The sequence below is a fragment of the Streptomyces sp. LS-MS-L19 genome (assembly GCF_058382285.1).
On record NZ_JBYCLL010000001.1, the window covers coordinates 6,188,092 to 6,208,763 of the forward strand.

Annotated in this window: 20 protein-coding genes; 8 read left to right on the top strand and 12 right to left on the bottom strand. The window is 71.1% G+C overall.

Going from position 1 to position 20,672, the window contains the following annotated elements; translation table 11 throughout:
* Positions 1–28: 28 nt before the first annotated feature.
* From AC2XR2_RS27710 to AC2XR2_RS27720, 3 genes are all read right to left on the bottom strand, one after another.
* A complete protein-coding gene (locus AC2XR2_RS27710; RefSeq protein WP_491516592.1) occupies positions 29–772 on the bottom strand; it encodes a hypothetical protein in 744 nt (247 codons plus the stop codon).
* A gap of 155 nt (positions 773–927) precedes the next feature.
* The gene (locus AC2XR2_RS27715; protein ID WP_491516593.1) at positions 928–1,839 is read right to left on the bottom strand and encodes a hypothetical protein; all 912 of its coding nucleotides are present in this window, start codon (positions 1,837–1,839) and stop codon (positions 928–930) included.
* Complete coding sequence (locus AC2XR2_RS27720; RefSeq protein WP_330264874.1) at positions 1,832–2,392, bottom strand: RNA polymerase sigma factor; 561 nt, start codon at positions 2,390–2,392, stop codon at positions 1,832–1,834. Before AC2XR2_RS27720 ends, AC2XR2_RS27715 begins: the two co-directional genes overlap by 8 nt.
* A gap of 142 nt (positions 2,393–2,534) precedes the next feature.
* On the opposite strand from AC2XR2_RS27720, the gene trpS reads away from it, so the two are divergent.
* Positions 2,535–3,548 carry a tryptophan--tRNA ligase gene (trpS, locus tag AC2XR2_RS27725; RefSeq protein WP_491516594.1) on the top strand — a complete coding sequence of 338 codons (1,014 nt, stop codon included), beginning with the start codon at positions 2,535–2,537 and terminating at the stop codon, positions 3,546–3,548.
* A gap of 228 nt (positions 3,549–3,776) precedes the next feature.
* The gene (locus AC2XR2_RS27730) at positions 3,777–4,361 is read left to right on the top strand and encodes a 2'-5' RNA ligase family protein (protein WP_381297457.1); all 585 of its coding nucleotides are present in this window, start codon (positions 3,777–3,779) and stop codon (positions 4,359–4,361) included.
* A 156-nt stretch (positions 4,362–4,517) separates the two neighbouring features.
* On the opposite strand, the gene dprE2 is transcribed toward AC2XR2_RS27730, so the two are convergent.
* Both dprE2 and dprE1 read right to left on the bottom strand, forming a co-directional pair.
* A complete protein-coding gene (dprE2, locus tag AC2XR2_RS27735; RefSeq protein WP_491516595.1) occupies positions 4,518–5,273 on the bottom strand; it encodes a decaprenylphospho-beta-D-erythro-pentofuranosid-2-ulose 2-reductase in 756 nt (251 codons plus the stop codon).
* Positions 5,274–5,313: 40 nt separating this feature from the next.
* Positions 5,314–6,687: a decaprenylphosphoryl-beta-D-ribose oxidase gene (gene dprE1 / locus AC2XR2_RS27740; protein ID WP_491516596.1), complete on the bottom strand. Its 1,374-nt coding sequence runs from the start codon at positions 6,685–6,687 to the stop codon at positions 5,314–5,316.
* Positions 6,688–6,963: 276 nt separating this feature from the next.
* Between dprE1 and AC2XR2_RS27745 the strand changes: the two genes are divergently transcribed.
* Positions 6,964–8,025, top strand: coding sequence for a YihY/virulence factor BrkB family protein (locus AC2XR2_RS27745; RefSeq protein WP_491516597.1), 1,062 nt, complete (start codon positions 6,964–6,966; stop codon positions 8,023–8,025).
* Here AC2XR2_RS27745 and AC2XR2_RS27750 read toward each other — a convergent pair.
* A complete protein-coding gene (locus tag AC2XR2_RS27750; protein WP_491516598.1) occupies positions 7,970–9,337 on the bottom strand; it encodes a D-alanyl-D-alanine carboxypeptidase family protein in 1,368 nt (455 codons plus the stop codon). The two genes, AC2XR2_RS27745 and AC2XR2_RS27750, sit on opposite strands and share 56 nt — an antisense overlap.
* Before the next feature lie 91 nt (positions 9,338–9,428).
* Between AC2XR2_RS27750 and AC2XR2_RS27755 the strand changes: the two genes are divergently transcribed.
* The 4 genes from AC2XR2_RS27755 (at position 9,429) to AC2XR2_RS27770 (ending at position 13,531) form a co-directional block, all read left to right on the top strand.
* Positions 9,429–9,689 (top strand): SCO4848 family membrane protein, encoded by a 261-nt coding sequence (locus AC2XR2_RS27755; RefSeq protein ID WP_330264867.1) that lies wholly within the window; start codon positions 9,429–9,431, stop codon positions 9,687–9,689.
* 6 nt (positions 9,690–9,695) lie between these two features.
* The gene (locus AC2XR2_RS27760; RefSeq protein WP_491516599.1) at positions 9,696–11,165 is read left to right on the top strand and encodes a metallophosphoesterase; all 1,470 of its coding nucleotides are present in this window, start codon (positions 9,696–9,698) and stop codon (positions 11,163–11,165) included.
* Between the two features lie 277 nt (positions 11,166–11,442).
* On the top strand, positions 11,443–12,999 hold the full coding sequence (locus AC2XR2_RS27765; protein ID WP_449351808.1) for an ABC transporter substrate-binding protein: 1,557 nt from the start codon (positions 11,443–11,445) through the stop codon (positions 12,997–12,999).
* A 133-nt stretch (positions 13,000–13,132) separates the two neighbouring features.
* Positions 13,133–13,531 (top strand): ATP-binding protein, encoded by a 399-nt coding sequence (locus AC2XR2_RS27770; RefSeq protein WP_330264864.1) that lies wholly within the window; start codon positions 13,133–13,135, stop codon positions 13,529–13,531.
* A gap of 86 nt (positions 13,532–13,617) precedes the next feature.
* Here AC2XR2_RS27770 and AC2XR2_RS27775 read toward each other — a convergent pair whose 3' ends face one another.
* Together AC2XR2_RS27775 and AC2XR2_RS27780 are read right to left on the bottom strand one after the other, a co-directional pair.
* Complete coding sequence (locus tag AC2XR2_RS27775; RefSeq protein ID WP_449351807.1) at positions 13,618–15,075, bottom strand: sensor histidine kinase; 1,458 nt, start codon at positions 15,073–15,075, stop codon at positions 13,618–13,620.
* Positions 15,072–15,773: a response regulator transcription factor gene (locus AC2XR2_RS27780; RefSeq protein ID WP_381297443.1), complete on the bottom strand. Its 702-nt coding sequence runs from the start codon at positions 15,771–15,773 to the stop codon at positions 15,072–15,074. The genes AC2XR2_RS27775 and AC2XR2_RS27780 overlap by 4 nt, the downstream gene beginning before the upstream one ends.
* Before the next feature lie 167 nt (positions 15,774–15,940).
* Between AC2XR2_RS27780 and AC2XR2_RS27785 the strand changes: the two genes are divergently transcribed.
* Positions 15,941–18,355: an MMPL family transporter gene (locus tag AC2XR2_RS27785; protein WP_491518510.1), complete on the top strand. Its 2,415-nt coding sequence runs from the start codon at positions 15,941–15,943 to the stop codon at positions 18,353–18,355.
* Positions 18,356–18,360: 5 nt separating this feature from the next.
* Here AC2XR2_RS27785 and AC2XR2_RS27790 read toward each other — a convergent pair whose 3' ends face one another.
* From AC2XR2_RS27790 to AC2XR2_RS27805, 4 genes are all read right to left on the bottom strand, one after another.
* Positions 18,361–19,104, bottom strand: a complete 744-nt coding sequence (locus AC2XR2_RS27790; RefSeq protein ID WP_123762649.1) for a TetR family transcriptional regulator — start codon at positions 19,102–19,104, stop codon at positions 18,361–18,363.
* An 11-nt stretch (positions 19,105–19,115) separates the two neighbouring features.
* Entirely contained in the window at positions 19,116–19,610 is a 495-nt protein-coding gene (locus tag AC2XR2_RS27795; protein ID WP_330264863.1) for a thiol-disulfide oxidoreductase DCC family protein, read from the bottom strand.
* Positions 19,607–20,002 carry a hypothetical protein gene (locus AC2XR2_RS27800; protein ID WP_330264862.1) on the bottom strand — a complete coding sequence of 132 codons (396 nt, stop codon included), beginning with the start codon at positions 20,000–20,002 and terminating at the stop codon, positions 19,607–19,609. The genes AC2XR2_RS27795 and AC2XR2_RS27800 overlap by 4 nt, the downstream gene beginning before the upstream one ends.
* Before the next feature lie 142 nt (positions 20,003–20,144).
* On the bottom strand, positions 20,145–20,555 hold the full coding sequence (locus tag AC2XR2_RS27805) for a VOC family protein (protein WP_449351806.1): 411 nt from the start codon (positions 20,553–20,555) through the stop codon (positions 20,145–20,147).
* Positions 20,556–20,672 lie beyond the last annotated feature (117 nt).

Sequence of the window (20,672 nt, forward strand, 5' to 3'; positions counted from 1 at the left end):
AACTCAAGCTCGCGAACGCCTCCCTTCGTCACACATCACGCAGTTCCTGCCGCGGCCCCGGGTCCCGGCGCAGCCGCTCCCACCGCATCCGCAGCACGAACGGCCGCAGCACCAGGGCCAGTACGGCCCCTGCCACCAGGCCCGGAAGAGCCCACCACCACTGGACCCCCTCCGCCGCCGCCGAAGGCCGAACCACGGACGCCGAGTTCTCCGCCGCCCCCGGGTCCGCCGACCCCACGTCCGCCGCCCCCGCGCCGCTCCGGGCGTCCTGCCCCTGCTCCGGCTCCGGCTCCTGATCCGGCTCCGGGAAGATGGCATGGCCCTCGCCGGAGGTCTCGCCCATCACGCCCAAGTCCTTGAGCAGGGCGCGCAGTTGTACGGGGTCGCTGGTGCGGTGCCACTGGCCGTTCACCGACTCCGGTACATGCTCCGCGGTGTGTATCCACACCTCGTTCGAGTCGGCCGCCGGGAAGACCTGGTCCAGCCGCCACGGGGAGACGTCGTGCGCCATCCAGGTGACGTTGATCTGACGGGCGGCGAGCAGGTTCGCCTCGGGCGGTTTGCTTCGAGTGCCCGCACCCCGAGGGCCCAGGAGCCGCTCCAACTTGCCGTACTCCTCGTCGGAGTAGTAGAGCGACGCCGTCTCCCCGCTCTCCGGCGAGACCACCAACACGCTCGTCGGCCCGCCCGCCGACGCGAGGGGCGCACCCCACAACGTCAGCGCCAGGCCGGCCGCCAACGCCCCCAGCCCCGCCGCCAGTTCACGGCGCAAGCCCCTCCGCCCCATCTCAAGACATCGGCCCCTCCGGCCCGCCTCACGACTCCTCATGCCAACCCCCACCAGACGATCCCCGTGCGCCCCGTCCCCGGGCCGCTTGTCACTTCTGGTACACCGCCCGGCCCGCCGGGGTTCCCACCCCGCGCGCACTATTTCGGGGTTCTCCCGGCACCCTCGTCCGCCGGGTCGCCGAGCGACTGCGCGATCTTCACCGCCCGCTCCTTCGACGCCACGCCCTCGAGTCGCAGCGTCACGCTCGCTCCGCCGCCGTGATGGATCCACAGCAGCGTCGGCCCGGCGGTCCGCTCCGTGCGGGTGAAGCGGTCCCCGTCGTCGTCGACCAGCCAGAAGCCGAGCAGATGGGGGCGCGGGAACCACAGGGCGTGGTCCTGCACCCCGTCGGCTCCCGAAGGGCCGCCCAGCGCGATCCACTCCGGCGGCTCGCGCAAGGTCTTGGCGAAACTGGGGTCGAGCCGCTGCGGGAACTCGTCCAGCCGGATCGTGTGCCCGCCCTCCCGCCAGCACAGGCTCATCAGGAACCGCCCCTGCGGCTCGGCCGTCACCGTCACCGCACCCGGAGTGCCGAGCGCCTTCGGGACCAGCGGTGCGAACCCCGCCCGCCGCTCGGCCTGCGCGAACGACACCGAGCGACCGCAGCCGGGCACCTCGGCCCCCGGCGAGGGCACCGCCGACGGGTCGTAGCGCACCTCGACCCCGCCGAAGTCGAACCAGTCCAGGACCGCGGCCCGTACCGGGGGTGTGAGCGCGAGGACCGCCAGGAGCCCGCACAGCGTCGCGGTCAGCGCACGCCACCGCGTCCGCGTCCACCGACGCACCGCACGCAGCCGCTCACCGGGACCCGGCGGCTGGGCCACCGGCACCGCAAGCCGCTCGGCGAGTATCTGTTCCAGCACCCGCTCGACCATCGACTCGGCCCCAGCCCCCCCTGCCGCACCCGGCGCGTCCAGCGACCGCCCGAGCGCCCGCAGCTCCTCGGGCAACCGGGACCCACGCTCACGCGCGCTCCCGCCGGCGCCGTCATCGCCGTAGGACTCATTCACGCTCGTCACCTCCTTCCCGGGGCTCGAAATCCGGCAGCAGTTTCCCGAGCCTGCGCAGCGCGCGGTTCAGTCGGGACTTCACCGTCCCCTTGGGCCAGCCCAGGGCCTGGGCCGTCTCGGACTCGTCCATCTCCAGCAGATAGCGGTAGGTGACGACCAGGCGGTGCTCCTCGCTCAGCTTGTCCAGCGCGGACTCCAGCGCGGCGCGGCGCTCTATCTCCACCGCCGCCACCGCCGGGTCCGCCGACTCCGGTATCAGCGGCTCGGCCTCCGCGAAGGCCGCCTCGCGGCCGGCGAGGGTGCGCTGGCGAGCCGCCGTACGCACTGTGTTCCTCGTCTCATTGGCCACGATCGACAGAAACCACGGCTTGAACGCCGAGCCGTCCTTGAAACGGCCCAGCGCGCAGTAAGCCTTCACGAAGGCCTGCTGCACCACGTCCTCCGCGTCCGCCCCCGCCCCGAGCGCGGCGGCCGCCCTGAGCGCGATGCCCGTATGGGCCCGCACCAGGTCCGCGTACGCCTCCGGGTCTCCGGCGCGTACGCGTGCGATCACCGCGGCCTCATCGACGATGCGGCCCCCCTCCCGCGTCCTCACAGGATTGGTACACCGCCCGGACCGAATCGGTTCCCACCCGTGGCGCTTCTGTTTCCGACTGGTTCCGGATCGGCCCCCGACACCTGAGAGAATGGTGAGCATGGCCTCTGATCGACCCCGCGTGCTCTCCGGAATCCAGCCCACCGCAGGCTCGTTCCACCTCGGCAACTATCTCGGCGCCGTCCGCCAGTGGGTGGCCCTGCAGGAGTCCCACGACGCGTTCTACATGGTCGTCGACCTGCACGCGATCACGGTTCCGCAGGACCCGAAGGAGCTCACGGCCAACACCCGCCTGGCCGCCGCCCAGCTCCTCGCCGCCGGACTCGACCCCGAGCGCTGCACGCTCTTCGTCCAGAGCCACGTCCCCGAGCACGCCCAGCTCGCCTGGGTCATGAACTGCCTCACCGGCTTCGGCGAGGCCTCCCGCATGACCCAGTTCAAGGACAAGTCCGCCCGCCAGGGCGCCGACAGCGCGAGCGTCGGCCTGTTCACGTACCCGATCCTCCAGGTCGCGGACATCCTGCTCTACCAGGCCAACGAGGTCCCGGTGGGCGAGGACCAGCGCCAGCACGTCGAGCTGACCCGTGACCTCGCCACGCGCTTCAACGGTCGCTTCGGCGAGACCTTCACGATCCCGAAGCCGTACATCCTCAAGGAGACGGCCAAGATCTACGACCTCCAGGACCCGTCGATCAAGATGAGCAAGTCGGCGTCCACGCCGAAGGGCCTCATCAACCTCCTCGACGAGCCGAAGGCCACCGCCAAGAAGGTCAAGAGCGCGGTCACCGACACGGACACCGTCATCCGCTACGACGCCGAGAACAAGCCGGGCGTCAGCAACCTGCTCACCATCCACTCGACCCTGACCGGCACGAGCATCCCGGAGCTGGAGCAGCAGTACGAGGGCAAGCTCTACGGCGCGCTCAAGACCGACCTCGCCGAGATCGTCGTCGACTTCGTGACGCCCTTCCGGGAGCGCACCCAGCAGTACCTGGACGACCCGGAGACGCTGGACTCGATCCTGGCCAAGGGCGCGGAGAAGGCCCGCGCGGTCGCCGCGGAGACCCTCTCCCAGGCGTACGAGAGAGTGGGCTTCCTGCCCGCCAAGCACTGAACGCCGCACCGAGCGCCGTACCCAAGGCGCAGTGAAGGCCGGACCGACCTCCGGCACCGGCCGTCACCATCGGCGGCCGGGGCGTACCACCGCACACCAGCACCACCGGGCAGAGCGCTGCACATCACTACGCCTGCGCCTGCCCACAACACAGCCGTGGCCGTACAGTCGATAGCCGGACGGCCGGGAACGATTCCGACAGGACGACAGGGACGAACAGGAGACGACGTGGGGACCGTAACGATCGGTGTGTCGATCGCGGTCCCGGAGCCTCACGGCAGCCTGCTCCAGGAGCGGCGCGCGGGCTTCGGCGACGCCGCGGCTCATGGCATCCCCACCCATGTCACCCTCCTGCCGCCGACAGAGGTCGAGGACAGCGCGCTGCCCGCCGTCGAGGCGCACCTCACCGAGGTCGCCGCGGCGGGCCGGCCCTTCCCGATGAAGCTGTCCGGCACCGGCACCTTCCGGCCGCTGTCGCCGGTCGTGTACGTCCGGGTCGCCCAGGGCGCCGAGGCCTGCACGTGGCTCCAGAAGCAGGTCCGTGACGCCTCCGGGCCGGTCGCAAGGGAACTCCAGTTCCCGTACCACCCGCACGTCACCGTGGCGCACGGCATCGACGAGGCGGCCATGGACCGCGCCTTCGAGGAACTCTCCGATTTCGAGGCCGAGTGGCCGTGCACCGGGTTCGCGCTCTATGAGCAGGGCGCCGACGGGGTGTGGCGCAAGCTGCGGGAGTTCACCTTCGGAGGCTCGATCGTGCCGCCCCAGGCGGGCCACGTGAAGCGCGGCTCCCTGCCGACCAGCCAGCTGTAGCCCCGGTTACAGGGCCACGCAGCCTGCTGTAACGCTGGTTACGAGGCCACGCACCCCGCCTGTAACCCCGATTACAACGCCACGGACCCCGCCGTAACCCCGGTTACAACGCCACGCACTCCGCTGTAACCACAGCCACACCCGCCGTACCCACAGCTACAGCGCCAGCCGTCGGAACACCTCCCGCGGCACATGCCGCAGCGCCGCCATCACCAGCCGCAGCACCCCCGGCACCCACACCGTTTCCGAGCGGCGACGCAGCCCCAGTTCGATCGCCGTCGCCACGGCCTCCGGAGTGGTCGCGAGCGGTGCTTCCTCCAGGCCGGCCGTCATCCTGGACCGGACGAAGCCGGGGCGTACGACCATGACGTGCACGCCGGTGCCGTGGAGCGCGTCGCCGAGGCCCTGGGCGAAGGTGTCGAGGCCGGCCTTGCTGGAGCCGTAGATGAAGTCGGTCCGGCGGGCCCGTTCCCCGGCGACGGAGGAGAGCACGACGAGCGAGCCGTGTCCCTGGGCCTGCAACGCGCGCCCCAAGACCAGTCCGGCCGAGACGGCGCCCGTGTAGTTGGTCTGCGCGACCCGCACCGCGGCGACCGGCTCGCGCTCGTCGTGGGCCTGGTCGCCGAGGATCCCGAAGGCGAGCAGCACCATGTCGACGTCGCCCTCCGCGAAGACCTTGCCGAGCACCGCCTCGTGGGACTCGGGGTCCAGCGCGTCGAAGGCGACGGTGTGGACGTCGGCCCCCAGGGCGCGCAGTTCCGTGGCGGCGCTCTCCAGGGCGGGGGAGGGGCGCCCCGCCAGCCACACCGTGCGGACGCGGCGCACGACGAGACGGCGGGCGGTGGCCAGCGCGATCTCGGACGTGCCGCCGAGGACGAGCAGGGACTGGGGGAGGCCGAAGGCGTCTTTCACGAGCAGCTCCTTGGGGCGGCCCACGGGCCGCTGAGGTCGGCTAGAGGGCGAGACGGCGGGACAGGTCCGAGGTGAACACCCCGCGCGGATCCAGCTCCGCGCGCAGCGCACGGAAGTCGTCGAGACGCGGGTACATGGTGGCGAGCAGCTCCGGCCGCAGCCGGGAGTCCTTGGCGAGGCAGACCCGCCCGCCGACGGCGGCCACCTCGTCGTCCAGCGCGTCCAGGAGAGGGCCGAGACCGGGAAGGCGGGCCGGGAGGTCGAGGGCCAGCGTCCAGCCCGGCACAGGGAAGGACAGCCAGCCCGGGTCGGCGTCCCCGAACCGCTTCAGGACGGCGAGGAAGGACGGGCACCGGTGGCCGGAGACCCGCCGCACGATCCGGTGCAGCGCCTCCTCATGGCCGTGTCCGACGACGAACTGGTACTGCACGAGGCCGCCGCGGCCGTAGACCCGGTTCCAGTGGGGCACGCCGTCCAGGGGGTGGAAGAAGGCGGGGATCCGCTGGAGGCGGCCGGTACGCGCGCGAGGCGCCTTCCGGTACCAGAGCTCGTTGAACAGCCCCACGGTCGTGCGGTTGAGCAACCCCTCGGGGAGGAAGGCGGGCGGGGCCGGGAAGCGCGGGGTCCGGAAGGCCAGCGCATCCCTACGCGCGCGTGTGCCATGTCCGGGCGTCCCAGAAGCCCTCAGCGCGTCCAGCGGAGCATGGCTCCCCCGCGTCAGCACCGCCCGTCCCGTCGTCGCACCGCGGGCCAGCAGGTCGATCCAGGCGACCGAATAGCGGTACGCGTGATCGGTCGCCGTCAGACGGGCCATCAGGTCGTCGAGGTCACGCGCGCGTTCCGTGTCGACGGACATCAGCGAGGTCTCGACCGGCTGGAGCTGGACCGTCGCGGTGAGGATCATCCCGGTCAGGCCCATGCCACCGGTGGTCGCGTCGAACAGGGGCGTGTCCCGCCGTACGGTGCGGATCTCGCCGTCGGCGGTGAGGAGTTCGAAGGACAGCACATGGCGGGAGAAGGAGCCGGACACATGGTGGTTCTTGCCGTGGACGTCGGCGCCGATCGCTCCGCCGACGGTGACATAGCGGGTGCCGGGCGTCACCGGCACGAACCAGCCGAGCGGCAGCAGCACCTCCATCAGCCGGTGCAGGGAGACGCCCGCGTCGCACAGCACGGTGCCGCCGTCCGCGTCGATCGCGTGAACGCGGTCCAGGCCGGTCATGTCTAACACCGCGCCACCGGCGTTCTGCGCCGCGTCCCCGTACGCCCGCCCCAGGCCCCTCGGGATGCCGCCGCGGGCCCCGCAGCCCCGCACGGCGGCCACGGCCTCCTCGTAGCTCCGGGGGCGGGTCAGACGGGCCGCGGTGGGGGCGGTGCGGCCCCAGCCCGTGACGGGAACGGTGTCGGCAGACATGCCGGTGACCGTATCGCCGCTATGGCTGCGATTCAGTCGTAAACATCCGCTTCCTCCCCAAAATGGGTGATTAGTGGGATGTCGCTCAATATTGCCGGAGTTCGGGTCATGGTCCCGTGAACGGTGAGTCCCGATGGACGGGATGGACCACCACGGCCGGGACGCCTATGGCGGGCCGACACTCCTGCCCGGGCTCCCACGCCACCTCGGCCGCGGCACCGCGTGTTTTCGGGGTACCCGCACATCGGTCGTCCGCACGGAGGGCAAGATCCGATCATGGACTGGCTGAAGAGACTCCCCGTCGTCGGGCCCCTCTGGGTGCGCCTGACGGCCACGCACGCGTGGCGGTCGTACGAGCGGCTGGACCGGGTGAAGTGGACCCGGCTGGCCGCGGCGATGACGTTCACCAGCTTCGTCGCGCTGTTCCCGCTGCTCACCGTGGCCGCCGCGATCGCCGCCGCCACGCTCAGCACCGAGCAGCAGAACGAACTCCAGGACAAGATCGCCGACCAGGTGCCCGGCATCTCCGACCAGTTGGACGTCGGCGCACTGGTCCAGAACGCCGGCACCGTCGGCCTCATCGCGGGCGCCGTCCTGCTGTTCACGGGTATCGGCTGGGCGGGTTCCATGCGCGAGTGTCTGCGCGCGGTGTGGGAGCTGCCCGACGAGGACGAGAACGTGATCCTGCGCAAGGGCAAGGACTTCGGCATCCTGGTCGGGCTCGGCGGCGCGGTCCTGGTCACGATCGCCATCTCCACGATCGCCTCCGCGATGGTCGGCTGGATCACCGACCAGCTCGGCATCGACCGTGAGGGCTGGGGGAGCCTGCTCCTGCAGGCCGCCGCCTTCCTCGTCGCCGTACTGGCCGACTTCCTGCTCCTGCTGTACGTCCTGACCCTGCTGCCCGGCGTCGAACCGGCCCGCCGCCGGCTGGTCGTCGCCGCACTGACCGGCGCGGTCGGCTTCGAGCTGCTGAAGCTGCTGCTGAGCGGCTACATGCAGGGCGTGGCGACGAAGAGCATGTACGGCGCATTCGGCGTCCCCGTCGCCCTGCTGCTCTGGATCAACTTCACGTCCAAGCTGGTGCTGTTCTGCGCCGCATGGACGGCGACAGGCAGCAAAGAGCAGGAACTCGAAAACGACGACCTCAAGGACCAGGAACTCGAAAACAGCAACCGCAACGATCAGGACCGCAAGGACGAGGACCGCAACAACCAGGACCGGGACGACCAGGACCGGAACGACCAGGACCGGAACGACCAGGACCGCAAGGCCCCGCAGCTCAAGGACGAGAAGAGCGGCGGCGTACCAAATCGGGCAGCGGCCAGCGGCGGTTGACGAGGAACGCGCCGGCCGCGAGCAGCACCAGCAGCCCGCCGGTGATCGCGACGGCCGTCCACACGCCTCCGGAGCCGCCGTCGGTCGTCGCGGACGCGACGGGCTTGGCCGAGGCCCCGGAGTCACCCGAGCTGTCCGAGCCGTCCGAGCCCCCCGACCCGCCTCCGGCCTCACCCGAGGTCCCCGGCTGGGTGCCGGACTGCGCCCCCTTCGGCGGCACCAGCTCACCCACCGGCTCCACCTTGCCGGCCGCCTTGAAGCCCCAGTCGAAGAGCTTCGCGGTCTCCTTGTAGACCTCGTTGTGCTCTTCCTTGGACGGGTTCATGACCGTGACGAGCAGCACCCTGCCATTGCGCTCGGCCACGCCGGTGAAGGTGGCGCCCGCATTGGTGGTGTTGCCGTTCTTCACACCCGCGATGCCCTGGTACTGCGCGATGTCGTAGTCGCCGCTCAGCAGCCGGTTGGTGTTCTGGATCTCGAAGGGCTTACGTACGGTCTTGCCCTTCTTGTTCTTCGTCGTCGCGCCGGGGAACTTCGCGGTGACCGTCGAGCAGTACTCGCGGAAGTCCTTCTTCTGCAGCCCTGAGCGGGCGAAGAGGGTCAGGTCGTAGGCGGAGGAGACCTGGCCGGGAGCGTCGTAGCCGTCGGGGCTGACCACGTGCGTGTCGAGGGCCTGGAGCTCCTCGGCGTGCTCGTTCATCTCGGCGACGGTCTTGGCGACGCCCTTGTTCATCGCCGACAGGACGTGCACGGCGTCGTTGCCGGAGCGAAGGAAGACACCGAGCCACAGGTCGTGGACCGTGTACGTCTCGCCCTCCTTTATCCCGACCATGCTGGAGCCGGAGCCGATTCCCGCGAGGTCGGAGGGGACGACCTTGTGCTTCTCGGTCTTGGCGAACTTCGGCAGCACGGTGTCCGCGAAGAGCATCTTCATGGTGCTCGCCGGAGGCAGCCGCCAGTGCGCGTTGTGGGCGGCGAGCACATCGCCCGACTCGGCGTCCGTGACGATCCAGGAGCGCGCGGTGATGTCCTTGGGCAGCACCGGGACCCCGCTCGCCAGATTGACCTGCGTGCCCGCCCGGCCGAGCCGCGCGCCGCCCACGGTCGACATCTTCGCCGGGGGAGTGACCGAGGGACTGGCACTCGGCGAAGCCGAGGCACCGCTCGGCGAAGGACTGCTCGGCGAAGGACTGCTCGGCGAAGGACTGGGAGCCGCGAGCGCGACGGGCGCGGTCAGCGCGAGGGACGACAGGGCGGCGACGGAGGTGACCAGCAGGGATCGCCCGATGGTCTTCTTCTGGGGAGCGGACACGTTCAGGAACGTACATGGCGCGGAGCGTGAAGTCCCACCGCCCTCCCCACCCCGGACGCCGAACCGGACATGGGGCCGCGATACTGGACCCATGAAGCTCAGCCGCCCCGTCTCCTGGTTCCTGCTCGCCTTCGGGGTGTGGAGCTGGATCATCTGGATCACTTTCGTCAAGAACCTCGTCAAGGACGCCAGCGGGCTGGCCTTCGACGACGCGGGTGACCCGACGGGGTACTTCTGGGTGCACCTGCTGCTGGCCGTCGTCTCCTTCGTACTGGGGACGGTCGTCGGGCTCATCGGGTTGCGTGGACTGCGCGCACTGCGTGGGAACTCACAGCCGACCCCCGAGAGTTGACACAGCGTGATCATCGTCTTCGCGCTGCTCGCGCTGACCGTCCTGGTGACGGCCAACTGGTACCTGTGGCGCCGCCTGTTCCGCGACACCACCGGCGGCCCCGGCCGGGCCCGCCGGGTGGGCGCGGCCGTCATCGGCGGCGGCTGGGTGCTGGCGATCGGTGCCCTGGTCGCGGAGCGCGCCGGCGCCCCCTTCTGGCTCCAGCGCGTGCTCGCGTGGCCCGGCTTCCTGTGGCTGGCGCTGTCGATCTACCTACTGCTCGCGGTCGTGGCGGGAGAGCTCGTACGACCCCTGCTGACACGTTTCCTCGAACGCCGGGACAGGCGCCGCGAGCCCGCCCCGGCCGCCGTACCGCATCCGGAGCCGGTGCCCGCGGGAGCGCCCGCCCAGGAGCGGCGGGAGGCCGAGGAGCAGCGCAAGCCCGACGGAGAGGGCCTGAGGCCGCCTCAGGGACCGCGCAGGGTCGGCCCGGCGGCACCGGCACCCGAGGAGCCCCGTCGGACCGGACCGGGCCCCCTGGAGCCCGCCGCGACCACCTCGGTCACCACCACGTCCGAAAACCCCCTCGCCACCTCGTCCGGCAACCCCGGCAACCCCGGAACCCCCGCCAACCCCGGAACCCCCGAAAACCCAGGAACCCCCACCCCCACCCCCACCCGCCGCCTCTTCGTCTCCCGCATCGTCGCCGGAGCCGCCGCCGCGGCCGCCGTCGGGACCGTCGGTTACGGCACCTACGGCGTCCTGCGCGGCCCCGGCGTCAAGCGCGTCACCGTTCCGCTGGCGAAGCTCCCGCGCGGGGCGCAGGGTTACCGGATCGCGGTGGTCAGCGACATCCACCTGAGCCCGGTGCTGGGACGCGGCTTCGCCCAGAAGGTCGTCGACACCATCAACTCCACCCAGCCCGACCTGATCGCGGTCGTCGGCGACCTCGTCGACGGCAGCGTGAAGGACCTGGGCCCGGCGGCCGCCCCCCTCGCCGGACTCCGCGCACGGCACGGCTCGTACTTCGTCACCGGCAACCACGAGTACTTCTCCGGCGCCGAGCAGTGGGTCGAGGAGGTACGGCGGCTCGGCCTGCGCCCGCTGGAGAACGACCGTACGGAACTGCCGTGGTTCGACCTCGCCGGTGTCAACGACATCGCGGGCGAGAGCGAGGGCCAGGGACCCGACTTCGCCAGGGCGCTCGGCGACCGGGACACGGCACGCGCGTGCGTGCTCCTCGCCCACCAGCCGGTCCAGATCCACGACGCGGTCGACCACGGCGTCGACCTCCAGCTCTCCGGCCACACCCACGGTGGCCAGCTCTGGCCCGGCAACTTCATCGCCGAGGCCGCGAACCCGACGGTCGCCGGTCTCGAGCGCTACGGCGACACCCAGCTCTACGTCAGCCGCGGCGCCGGCGCCTGGGGCCCGCCCACGCGCGTGGGCGCCCCCTCGGACATCACGGTGATCGAACTGGCGTCGCGGCAGGCCTGAACGGCGACTCACGGCACCCGGCGCCCAACACCCCGGCACCCGGCGCCAGGGCACCCAGCACCCGGCGCCCCAACACTCGGCACCCCAGCCCCCGGCACCCTCACGCGAAGCCCCTGTGAGAGCCCTGTGAAACATGGCCGGAATTTCTTGCGGTAACGTCTTGCCCAACTCGACAAATCCCTCTTCCCCCAGGTGAAACACCTGTGATTAGGTGATCCGCGCCACTAGGGGGTGGCATGTGCACTGGGGCCCACAGGGGCCCGGGGAGGGCAAACCGATGCGGTCGGTTCGCGTGCGGATTCTCGCGACGCTGCTTGTTCTGGGGGTCGTGGGAGTAGGCGGCTGGCAGTTGCTCCCGTCCGACGGGAGCACGGGCAGGACGATCAAGGTGGGGACGACCGACGAGGTCACCTCGCTCGATCCGGCCGGCGCCTACGACGCCGGTTCCTGGGCGCTGTTCAACAACGTCTTCCAGTCACTGCTGGCCTTCGAGCCGGGCAGTGCCACACCCGTGCCCGACGCCGCCGAGAGCTGCGGCTTCGTGGGCAGCGGCCTGCGCACGTACCGCTGTGAACTGCGGGAGGGCCTGAAGTTCCCGAGCGGCCGCGAGATGACCGCCGAGGACGTCAAGTACTCCTTCGACCGGGTCAAGAAGATCAACTCGGACGTCGGCCCGGCCGCCCTGCTGGACACCCTCCAGTCGGTCCAGGCCGACGGCCGCACCGTCACCTTCAGGCTGTCCTCGCCCGACGCCACCTTCCCGTTCAAGGTCGCCACGGGCGCCGGGGCCATCGTCGACAGCAGCAAGTACCCCGCCAACTCGCTGCGCAAGGACAACGAGGTCGACGGCACCGGACCGTACGAGCTGACGTCGTACAGCAAGGGCAAGAAGGCGGTCCTCGCGCCCAACCGCGACTACAAGGGCGAGATCAAGAGCACCGGCCGACCGGTCGAACTCGACTACTACGGCGACTCGGCCAAGCTGAACAGCGCCTGGAAGGCCAAGAAGCTCGACGTCGCCTACCGCCAGCTGCCGCCCAGCGTGCTCGCCGGACTCAATCCGAGCGACCCCGGCCAGCGCGTCTCGGAGGCCGACAGCTCCGAGATCCGCAACCTCTACCTCAACACGCGCGCAGGCAAGCCGCTGCACGAGACCAAGGTGCGCCAGGCCATGGCCTGGCTGATCAACCGCGAGCAGCTGGCCGCCTCGGTGTACGAGGGGACCGTCGACCCGCTCTACTCGCTGATCCCGACCGGTATCACCGGCCACACCACGTCGTTCTTCGACGCCTACCCGCAGCCGAGCGTCAAGAAGGCGCGCGCCCTGCTCGCCCAGGCCGGTGTGACCACCCCGGTCAGCTTCACCTACGGCTACGGCCTGAACAGCGGTTCCGCCGCCGCGGAGGCCAAGGAGCTCAAGAAGCAGCTGGAGGCGGGCGGCCTGTTCAAGGTGACGCTCAAGGGTTACGAGTGGACCGACTTCCAGAAGAGCTGGGCGAGCGGGAAGCTGGACGCCTACGCGGTCGGCTGGGTGGCCGACTACCCGGACCCGGACACCTACGGGTCCCCGCTCGTCGGCTCCGACGGCACCATGAACACCGGCTACAGCAGCCATGAGGTCGACCACCTCATCCAGGACAGCCGGCGGTACGCCGACCGCAACGAGGCCGAACAGGACTTCCGCGACCTCCAGGCGGACATCGCCCACGACGTCCCGGTCATCCCGCTCTGGCAGGCCAAGGACTATGTCGTGACCAGCGAGGACGTCGGCGGCGGCCAGTACCTCTCGGACGGCACCGGCGTCTTCCGTCTCTGGCGCCTCGACTGGATCTGACCCGACGGGATCGCGCCGCATCCGGCGTCGTGCGTGACGCATTTCCATGGAACCGGCATTCGCCCGAGTGACGCCGGGCAGCCACTCGACGCAGCACCATGTGACGGAGGTGTGCGTGGGGTGAGGAGCAAACGTGTTGAGACGCAACTCCTTCCGGCTGCCCCGGCATCCGGCTTCCGTCGGTCTCGCCCGGCGCCGGGTCCGTGACCATCTGGCCGACTGGGGGCACGGACCGGACGATCCCGCGCTGGCCGACGCCGTACTGCTGGTCTCGGAACTGGCCACCAACGTGGTGCGCCACGGGCCGCTCCTGGAGCGGGAGTTCGAGGTCGCGGTGACCGCCCTGGCCGACGGCTCCTGCCTCATAGAGGTCTCCGACGAGGGCCGCCTCGAACCCCGCCTGCGGGTCGTCGGCGAGTTCGAGGAGACCGGCCGCGGCCTGCACCTCGTCGAGAACATCGCCGCCGCCTGGGGCGTCTGGACCCGCGGCAGGCACGGCAAGACCGTCTGGGCCCTGATCCTGGCCAACTGACACCAGAGATACGGCCGTCCACCCCCGCCCCTCCCCCTACCCACCCGGCCCCCTCCCCGGCACCCCACCCCAGGAGAAGCCCGGCGTCAGGCGTCGGGCACCTGCCCCGCGTCCCGCAGCGAGACCGTCACCGCCAGCCCCTCGCCCGGCGCCGTGCGGACCGTCACCTCGCCGCCGTGGGCGCGCACCACGCCCTGCACGATCGCCAACCCGAGACCGCTGCCCGCGCCTCCGCCCGTCCGGAAGAACCGGTCGAAGACACGGGACGCGTCCTCCTCGCACAGCCCCGGCCCCTCGTCCGCGACACACAGCCGTACGACCCCGTCCTCGCGCTCCACCCCCAGCCGCACCGGCGCGTCGGCGGGCGTGTGCGCGCGGACGTTGCCCACCAGGTTGCCCAGGACCTGTCTGAGCCCGGACTCGTCGGCCCGCACCAGCAGGACGCCCGCGGCGGCGACCTCGACCGGCCGCTCGGGCTGCTGCACCCGCAGGTCCTCGGCCGCGTCCCGCACCAGCCGGTTCAGGTCGACGTTCCGGAAGCGCAGTTCGGGCTGCTGGTCGAGGCGGGCGAGGGTGAGCAGCTCGTCCACCAGCCGCCCCATCCGGTCGGTCTCCGCTAGGACCCGGGTCCAGGCCCGCTTGCGCTCGTCCGGGTCGGAGAGCATGCCCTTGTCGTACAGCTGGAGGTAGCCGCGTATCGCGGACAGCGGGGTGCGCAGCTCGTGCGAGGCGTCGGCGACGAAGCTGCGCAGCTGGGCCGCGCTGCGCTCGCGGGTGCGGTACGCCGACTCGACCTGGTGGAGCATGGAGTTCAGGGCCACCCGCAGCTGCTCGACCTCCAGGGTGGCCTCGCGGCTGGAGGGGACCCGCCGGGTCAGATCGCCCTCGGCGATCGCGGAGGAGGTCTCCACCATGTCCTCCAGCGGCCGCATCCGGCGCCGGACGCTGAACATCGTCAGACAGGCCAGCAGCGCCAGCAGCAGGCTGCCGATCGCGAGGTCGAGCTTGACGGCCTTGGCGACCCCTTGGTGGAGCACGGCGGTGGGCGCGGCCATCAGGGCGTAGCTGCCGTCGGCGAGCCGGGCCGCGGTGGCGCGGTAGGCGGAGCCCCCGAGGGTGACGTCGTGCGGCTCGGAGTCGTCGGCGAGCGTGCGCGGGTCGCCGGCCGCCTTCGCCAGGTCCCGCTGGAGGCCGGTCGGCGCGAAACCGAGGATCTCGACCGGGGTGCCCCGGCTGTCCACCGCGGCGAAGACCGTCTCCGGCGTACGGTCCTCCTCCTGGTCCTCCGGAACCAGCCGGTCGCGGACGAAGCTCATGGCGCTCAGCGAGTCGATCTGGCGCAGGGTGAGCCGCGAACCGCCCAGGGAGTCCCGGGTCTTGATGAGCTCGGTGTCGATCTGGTCGAGCAGGTAGTACCGCATGCCCATCACGCTCACGGCGGTCGCCGCCACGATGCCGATCGCGAGCAGCGCCACATTGGCCAGCGTCAGCTTGCCGCGCAGGGAGTGGATGCCGTGCCGGCAGCGCGGCGCGCGAGCCTTCATGCGAGCCCGTATCCGACACCGCGCCGGGTGGTGATCACCGGCGGTCCCAGGGTGTCCAGCTTGCGTCGCAGATAGCTGATGTAGGTCTCCACGACGGTCGACTCGGGCGGGGTGTGCTCGTACTGCCAGACATGGCGCAGGAGTTGCTCCTTGGGCACGATCCGGCCGCCGTTGCGCACCAGGAAACGCAGCAGCGCGTACTCGGTGGGGGTGAGCTCGACCGTGCGGCCGTCGCGGTGCACCGAGTACGTCGTCTCGTCCAGTTCCAGGTCGCCGTATCTGAGCGGCGGGCGCTGCGGCAGGACGTCGGCCGGGCGGGTGCGCCGCAGGACCGCGGTGATCCTCGCGATCACCTCGTCGATGTTGAACGGCTTGGTGATGTAGTCGTCGCCGAAGCCGAGCGCGCCGACGATCTCGGCGGGGGAGTCCCGCGCGGTGAGGAAGACCAGGGCCAGGCCGGGCCTGCGGGCGCGCAGTTCACGGCCGAGGGCGCGGCCGTCGCCGTCGGGCAGCATGACGTCGAGCAGGGCCACGTCCGGGCAGGTGCGGTCGGTGAGCGCGAGCGCCTCGCGGACGGTGCCCGCGACCATCACCTCGAACCGGTGGTAGCGCAGGGCGATCGCCAGGACGTCGGCGATGCTCTCCTCGTCCTCCACCACCAGCACCGTGCCCGGATGGGCCGTCTCTCCCCCAGTCATGCCCCCAGTATCGGCGGGGCCACTGACAGTCGGGCCGGTTCGCGCTTTGGAGTTCCTTGAGAGTCATGGGCCTCTCATGTCCACGCGCGCGTGCGCCGCCGATCCTGTTGCGCAGGACCTGGGGGACCAAGCGACCGACCTACTGAGGAGAGTTGAGCGTGGCGGCATTGGCACGCTGGTGCTACCGGCACCGGCTGGTGGTCCTGTTGCTGTGGGTGGGGGCGTTGTTCGGGCTCGGCTTCTCGGCCTCGACGGCGGGCACGAACTACGCGAACGTGTTCTCCCTCCCCGACACGGACTCCAAGAGCGCGTACGACCTGATGGAGAAGGCTTTCCCGGACACCTCCGGCGACACCGACACGGTGGTCTGGAAGGTCGACGACGGCTCGGTGCGCGACCGGACGGTCCGGGACCGGATCCGGCCCGCGCTGGAGGACATCGCGAAGATGCCGGGCGTCGGGGCGGTGACCAGCCCCTACGGCGACCGGGGCGCGGCCCAGGTCAGCCGGGACGGCACGATCGCCTATGCCCAGGTGACCTTCGTCAAGCGGGCCAACGAGGTGCCCAAGGAACTCGTCCAGGATGTCGTCGACACCGCGCAGCGGGCCGAGCGGGCCGGTCTCCAGGTGGAACTGGGCGGCCAGGCGATCCAGCGCGTGCAGGAGCCGCCCCAGGGGCTGTCGGAGACGGTCGGCATCGTGGCCGCGGCGGTCGTGCTGTTCCTGGCTTTCGGCTCCTTCTTCGCCATGACGCTGCCGATCGCGATCGCCGTCTTCGGTGTGGGCACGGGCCTGTTCGCCACACAACTGCTCAGCCACACCACCGACGTCCCCGACATCGCCCCCCTGCTAGCCTCCCTGATCGGTCTCGGCGTCGGCATCGACTACGCCCTGTTCATCGTCACCCGGCACCGGCGCGGCATCCTGCGGGGCCTCGACCCCGAGGAGTCGGCGGTCACCGCCCTCAACACCTCAGGCCGGGCGGTGCTGTTCGCGGGCGGCACGGTCTGCATCGCGCTCGCCGGCATGCTGGTGACGCGGCTTCGCTTCCTGGACGGCGTGGTCATCGGCACCTCCCTGACCGTGGTGCTGAGCGTGCTGGCCGCCACGACCCTCCTGCCGGCCCTGCTCGGCTTCCTCGGCCCGCGCGTGCTCAGCCGCCGCCAGCGGCGCAGGCTGGCCGCCCAGGGGCCCGAGCCGGAGCTCGCCGACGGCCTTGCCGCCCGCTGGTCGACGGGCGTCGAGAAGCGGCCCCGCAGGACCGCCGCGCTCGCCCTGCTCTTCATGGCGGTCCTGGCCATCCCGGTGCTCTCGCTCCGCCTCGGAGCCACCGACCAGGGCAACGACGACGCCTCGACGACCACCAGGAAGGCGTACGACCTGCTCGCCGACGGCTTCGGCCCCGGCTTCAACGGACCGCTCCAGGTGGTCACCGAGGGCGGCGAGACAGGCGCCCTGGTCACGAGCCTCAAGGACACACCGGGGGTCGCGCAGGTCGCCGCGCTCCCGCCCGCGCAGGGCGTGACGGTCATCCAGGTCGTCCCGACGACCTCACCGCAGTCCGTGGAGACGGACCGGCTCATCGACAGGCTGCGGGACGACGTCATCCCCGGTGCCGGGGTGGACGCCCACGTGGGCGGGGTGACGGCCGTGTCCAAGGACTTCTCGACCGTCACGGGCGACCGCCTGCCGTTGTTCATCGCGACGATCATCGGACTCGGTTTCCTGCTCCTGCTGGTCGCCTTCCGCTCGCTGGTGGTGCCGCTGACAGCCGCCCTGATGAACCTGATCGCCGCCGCGGCCTCCTTCGGCGTCCTGGTCGCGGTCTTCCAGTGGGGCTGGGGCCTGGAACTGCTCGGCCTCGGCAAGGAGGGCCCGATCAACGCCTTCCTGCCGGTCATCATGCTGTCCCTGCTCTTCGGGCTCTCGATGGACTACCAGGTCTTCCTCGTGAGCCGTATGCACGAGGAGTGGGTGCACACACGCGACAACGCGCGCGCCGTGCGCGTCGGCCTCGCGGAGACCAGCAGGGTCATCAACTCCGCGGCGCTGATCATGGTCTGCGTGTTCATGGCGTTCGTCCTCAGCGGTGACTCGGGCGCCGCCATGGCGGGCGTGGGACTGGCCGCCGCGGTCGCCCTGGACGCGTTCATCCTGCGCACCGCCCTGGTGCCGGCCGCGATGCACCTGCTCGGCGACTCCAACTGGTGGCTGCCGCGGTGGCTGGAGAGGCGGCTGCCGCACCTCGCGGTGGAGCCGAAGGAGGAGGTGGCGGCGCCCCAGGCCGAGGCCCGCCCGAAGAACGGCCCGGCCTCGGCCGTCCACGGCTTCGTCCGTACGACGGAGGGAGACCCGGTGGAGGGCGCGTCCGTCACGCTGCTGTCGGCCGGGGGCCGTCAGCTGGACCGCGTCGTGTCGCTGGCCGACGGCTCGTACATCGTCTCGGTCCCGGCGCCGGGAACGTATCTGCTGGCGACCACGGCAGCGTCGTACGGCTCACGCGCGCGGCACGTCGTCGTGGGGGAGGGCCCGCTGGTGTACGACGTGGAGCTCGCCGACGGTGAGCTGGACGTCGTCAACTGACGTGGCTACGGCTTCCCGCCGGGGTTCGGCATCACCTTCGTCATCCCCGGCAGGAAGTCCGTGAACAGCTCGTGCACCTCCCGCACGAGCGGCCGCAGCACCCGGAAACGGGCCAGTGACACGCCCCGCGCGGTGAGCCGGGCGCCGCGCTCCGCGAGCCGGTAGCTGCGCTCGCGGCCCTCGGTGCGGTCGAAGATCCAGTACAGGACGAGGCCCATCTGGGAGAGCCACAGCAACTCGGGCAGGACGTCCCGGAGTTCCTCGGGCACCTTGGTCTTCGTCGCGCCCCGCAGCACCTCCCGGTGCACCGAGATGGCCTCCACGCGCGCGTGCTCGGACTCGGGCGAGAAGGGGCTGAGCGGGCTGTCGGGGTCGGCGGCGTTCTTGAAGAACTGCACCGCGAACTCGTGGTACGGCTGCGCGATGTCCAGCCAGACCTTCAGCACCCCCGCGAGCCGCGCCTCCAGATCGCTCTCCCGGGCCAGCACCTCCCGGACCGCCACCTGGTGCTCGGCGGCGATCCGGTCGTAGAAGCCCTGGATCAGGTGCTCCTTGCCCGCGAAGTAGTAGTACGCGTTGCCCACGGAGACCCCGGCCTCCTGGGCGATGGCCCGCATGGTCGTCTTGTCGTACCCGCGCTCCTGGAACAGCCGCATGGCGGTCTCCAGGATCAGCGCGCGAGTCTGCTCGGACTTGCTCGAAGCACCGGGGGGAGCGCCCTCGTGGGGGCCGTCGTTGTTCGCAGGCACGACAAGAGAGCCTAACCAGTGGTGCAGCCGGCGCCGTCACAGCCCGGCGGGGTGTGGACCCAGCCCCGGCCCGGGTCGTACGACCAGCCGTCCGAGCGGCGGTACACCTTGCCGCCCCACTGGCCCCCCTGCCACTGCGCGCCGCGCCACTTGGCGGCGGCGAGCACCGCGCCCCTCGCGAGGCGGGCCCCCGAGGGGGTGCTGAGCCGGTGGGCCAGCGGCCGCTGCTCGCGCAGCGCCCACAGGGTCACGATCCAGGCGGCGGTGCCGCGGTAGACCTGGCCCGCGTCGCCGACGACGGTGATCTCCTCCAGGGTGGCGCCGTGGTCGAGCCCGGGAAACCGCCGCCGGGCCTCCTCGGACCCCGCCGGGACCAGTTCCAGGGGCACCAGCTGCGCTTGCCGTACGAGCCAGTCGCGCAGGTGGGCGCAGAGCGAGCACTGGGCGTCGTACAGGACGGTGAGCCGGCGGACCGGGGTGCGGTCCGCCGTGGTGCCGCGGTTCACGCCCGGGCCCAGTCCTGGGGCGCGACCGGCGGGACCTGCTCCCGCTCCATGGCGCCCCGCCTGCGGATCCGGTTGAGGACGTACACATTGGCCAGGTGCATCACGCCGAGCACCAGCAGGACGACGCCCAGCTTGGTGGACAGGGCCTCGAAGATGCCGCGGGTGTCCTCTATGGTCCCGTCGCCGCTGAGGTACAGCGCGACGAATCCGAGGTTCACGAGGTAGAAGCCGACCACCAGGAGGTGGTTGACGGCGTCGGCGAGCTTCTCGTTGCCGCGCAGCACGTCGGCGAGGAAGACCCGTCCGTTGCGGCTGAGTGTGCGGGCCACCCAGACGGTCAGGGCGATGCTGACGATGAGGTAGATGACGTAGGCGACGACCGTGCGGTCCATGCGCCTCCCCCTTCTTGAACACGTTCAAAAAGCTGACAGGAGAGACTGTAGACCTGCTTTTGAACATGTTCAACTCGCTTGCGGAGAGGCCTGCGTCACGTCGGAGCGCCGGTGTGCCCCGGGCTCGTGGGCCCGACTCGCCTCAGGTTCGCCGGGCGAGCTCCGGGCGCTTGGTGTAGTCGGTGAAGCCGAGGACGTTCCCCCACGGGTCGGCGATCTCGACCGTCCAGCCGGTGGCCACGGAGAAGACGTCGTCGAGCGGTGCGACGCCGGCCGAGCGCAGCTCCCGGGCGGCGGCCCTGGCGTCCGGAACCTCCAGCCACACGCGTGTGGCCGGCCACGGCGGCGGCCGGTGCCCGAGCGCCTCCTCCTGGCGGAGCAGGATCCCGGGCGTCTCGCCGCCGACCTTCAGCAGCGCGATCCCGGCCTCGTCGAGCCGGAAGCCGACCGTGAATCCGGCCCGTTCGTAGAAGGAGACGGCCTCCCCGAGGTTCCCGACGGGCAGCAGCACGTTGTCGAAACCGAGCAGTTCGTACGACTGGTCATCTGACATGTCGTCAGATTAAGCCGGGAGTCACGGAACGGGCTTCTGCGACGCGGTGTCCGTCGGGCATGATGACCGGGCGCATTGTCGTCTTTTCGCGGGTCCTCCCGCTTCGGTCCCCAGGAG

Coding starts and splice junctions, on each gene's coding strand:
- trpS (WP_491516594.1), top strand. CDS start 2,535: ATGGCCTCTGATCGACCCCGCGTGCTCTCCGGAATCCAGCCCACCGCA.
- dprE1 (WP_491516596.1), bottom strand. CDS start 6,687: ATGTCTGCCGACACCGTTCCCGTCACGGGCTGGGGCCGCACCGCCCCC.
- AC2XR2_RS27745 (WP_491516597.1), top strand. CDS start 6,964: ATGGACTGGCTGAAGAGACTCCCCGTCGTCGGGCCCCTCTGGGTGCGC.
- AC2XR2_RS27755 (WP_330264867.1), top strand. CDS start 9,429: ATGAAGCTCAGCCGCCCCGTCTCCTGGTTCCTGCTCGCCTTCGGGGTG.
- AC2XR2_RS27765 (WP_449351808.1), top strand. CDS start 11,443: ATGCGGTCGGTTCGCGTGCGGATTCTCGCGACGCTGCTTGTTCTGGGG.
- AC2XR2_RS27775 (WP_449351807.1), bottom strand. CDS start 15,075: ATGAAGGCTCGCGCGCCGCGCTGCCGGCACGGCATCCACTCCCTGCGC.
- AC2XR2_RS27780 (WP_381297443.1), bottom strand. CDS start 15,773: ATGACTGGGGGAGAGACGGCCCATCCGGGCACGGTGCTGGTGGTGGAG.
- AC2XR2_RS27800 (WP_330264862.1), bottom strand. CDS start 20,002: ATGGACCGCACGGTCGTCGCCTACGTCATCTACCTCATCGTCAGCATC.
- AC2XR2_RS27805 (WP_449351806.1), bottom strand. CDS start 20,555: ATGTCAGATGACCAGTCGTACGAACTGCTCGGTTTCGACAACGTGCTG.